Source organism: Bartonella sp. MF74HXZ (genome assembly GCF_042194445.1).
GTDB lineage: Bacteria > Pseudomonadota > Alphaproteobacteria > Rhizobiales > Rhizobiaceae > Bartonella > Bartonella grahamii.
On the sequence record NZ_JBHIMW010000004.1, the window covers coordinates 205845 to 208446 of the forward strand.

The 2602-nt window shown below is 42.5% G+C and carries 1 protein-coding gene; it reads left to right on the forward strand.

The genetic code is table 11. The features are described 5' to 3' along the window. Positions 1–634 precede the first annotated feature (634 nt). Positions 635–1378 (forward strand): lambda exonuclease family protein, encoded by a 744-nt coding sequence (locus ACFIJ8_RS05125; protein WP_375628868.1) that lies wholly within the window; start codon positions 635–637, stop codon positions 1376–1378. Positions 1379–2602: the final 1224 nt, after the last annotated feature.

Here is a 2602-nt window from a genome sequence, read left to right on the forward strand (position 1 = left end):
CATGAAGAAAAGAGCCTATGGATGAGAAATTGCGGGCGCTTTGCGAGGGGAAAAGCTGTCGGCTGGGTTTCATTGGGGGATTGAGGAAATGGAGGGGAGAGGTAACTATCAGTGGCTTGGAGTGAATATGAAAACATGCTGGAAAATGGAGGAAGATGTTTGAAGGGGGAATTAAGACCGTTAAAGCTTGTTTAGACGTATTGGGACACGTGTGTTCTGGGAGCTTTTGTGTTGAGTGTTAAGGGGGGGCATTATTTTACTCGTGAAAGGGCAAGTGCTTTTTTATTGCGGTGATCATGATGCGCGTTATGTTTTCCTTCTTAGGGGGCTTGGGGGAAATTTTTAGCTGATATGAGACAGGGGGGCATGAAGAAAAGAGCCTATGGATGAGAAATTGCGGGCGCTTTGCGAGGGGAAAAGCTGTCGGCTGGGTTTCATTGGGAGGATTGAGAAACCTGCGGGGGGGGGATGTTGAGGGGGGCAGTTTTTTTGTTTTCAGGGGCACAATACTTGAAGGATACATTGAAGGATGCTGTCGCCTTTAGTCCGTGTGAGGGACACAGGCTTAAACAATGTGAATGTTTTAAAGAGGATATATTGCAAAAACACTTTAAAGGTGAAGGGGAGAAATACTATGCCAATCATTATCGATTGTATTCAGGGAACGGAAGAATGGCAGAAAGTACGCAATGGTTTGATTACGGCTTCTTTGTTTGAGATGGTTATGGCACAAAAAAAACAGGGGCAAAAAACTTCACGATATCATAGTGTGATGATGAAATTGGCGGGAGAAAGAATTACAGGAAAAACCGTTGAGGAAGGAACAACGGTTTCTCAGCGACGCGGGACAGAATTAGAACCAATCGCACGACAGCTCTATGCAAAACTTACGCATACAGAACCTGAATGTATTGGCTTTGTTTTGGCAGATGATCGCGGACAAGGATTTTCTCCCGATGCTTTTGTGGGAGAAAATGGCTTATTAGAAATTAAAACAAAAAAACCTGAAATTTTGATCCCTCATTTCATGCAAAAGACTTTTCCAGCAGAACATAAAGCACAATGTCAAGGAGGGTTATGGATTTCTCAACGCGAATGGGTGGATTTAATGCTCTATTGGCCTGATATGCCACCTTTGATTAAACGTGCTTATCGTGATGAAGCGTATATTTGCAAGCTTGAAAATGAAATTAGCCGTTTTAATGAGGCTTTGGAGAAGATGGTGCAGCAAATTAAGTGTGTTGAGACAGGTTTTAGTATAAGGACAGAAATTGCTTTGAAGGAAAGGAAAAACAGAGAGCGGGGAGCGAATGCAAAGCGTCTGCTGGTGGGCAAAACAAGAATGAGGCGGGCAAGAAAGGGATCTGTACAGCGTTGAAGGAGGGGCAAAGTTTTATAAAAAGGAAAGAGCAGAGGGGAAAAGCAAGTGGGGTGTTTGAGGAGGACGCAAGTAGGGGGCACAGGAAGCACAGGGAATTTGGAGTGAAGATGAAAACTTGTTGGGAAATGGAGGAAGATGTTTGAAGGCGAAGTGGGAGCGTTAAAGCTTGTTTAGACGTATTAGGACACGTGCGTTCTGGGAGCTTTTGTGTTGAGTGTTAAGGGGGGTATTATTTTACTCGTGAAAGGGCAAATGCTTCTTTATTGCGGTGACCATGATGCGCGTTATGTTTTCTTTCTTGGGGGGCTTGGGGGGAAATTTTAGCTGATATGAGACAGGGGGACATGAAGAAAAGAGCCTATGGATGAGAAATTGCGGGCGCTTTGCGAGGGGAAAGCTGTCGGCTGGGTTTTATTGGGGGGATTGAGGAAATGGAGGGAGAGGTAACTATCAGTGGCTTGGAGTGAAGATGAAAACTTGTTGGAAAATGGAAGGAGATGTTTGACGGGAGAAGTGAGATAGATGTTTAGACGTTGAGATACGGGAGGGGGTGGGAGTTTTTGTGTTGCGTATTAAGGGGAGCGTTATTTTACTCATGAAAGGGCCAAGTGCTTCTTTATTGCGGTGATCATGATACGCGTTATGTTTTCGTGCTGAGAGGGGGAGATTAGGGGGAAATTTTTTAGCTGATATGGGGAAAAGAATGTAGGGGCATGAGAAACAGTCTGTGTGGAGTCAAGTGGGCTTGTTGGGGGAAAGGGCGGGGGGCGGATTGTGGAAGAAAATAAAGGGCTGGGGAAAACGGGAGAATAGGGAAAGAACGGATAGAGACATTATAATCTTTATGTTTTTCTACGTTACCTTGTTATAGAAAATCAAAAATGACCACATTTTATGAATTCACTGTGGATCGCTATACTCTTCAAAAGCATTTTCATGAGATAATTTTCAATATAAATCTGGTAAACACTAAAAATTGTTGTATGAGTATGAGCCAGAATATCAATTTACCAATCTTTACCAAATATCCTTTTATATTGACGAGAATTAATAACCCTATACTTATTATTCCGAGTGGTATATTCCACGTAAAGAGTGAAATGATACCATAAATTAGAGGCGTTATTCCACAAGTAATGAAAATTAAACGCTTGATATTATTTATATTATCTTGTAATCTGTTTTCTTGGTTTCTACTTCTTTCAGAGGTCTTGAGATTGT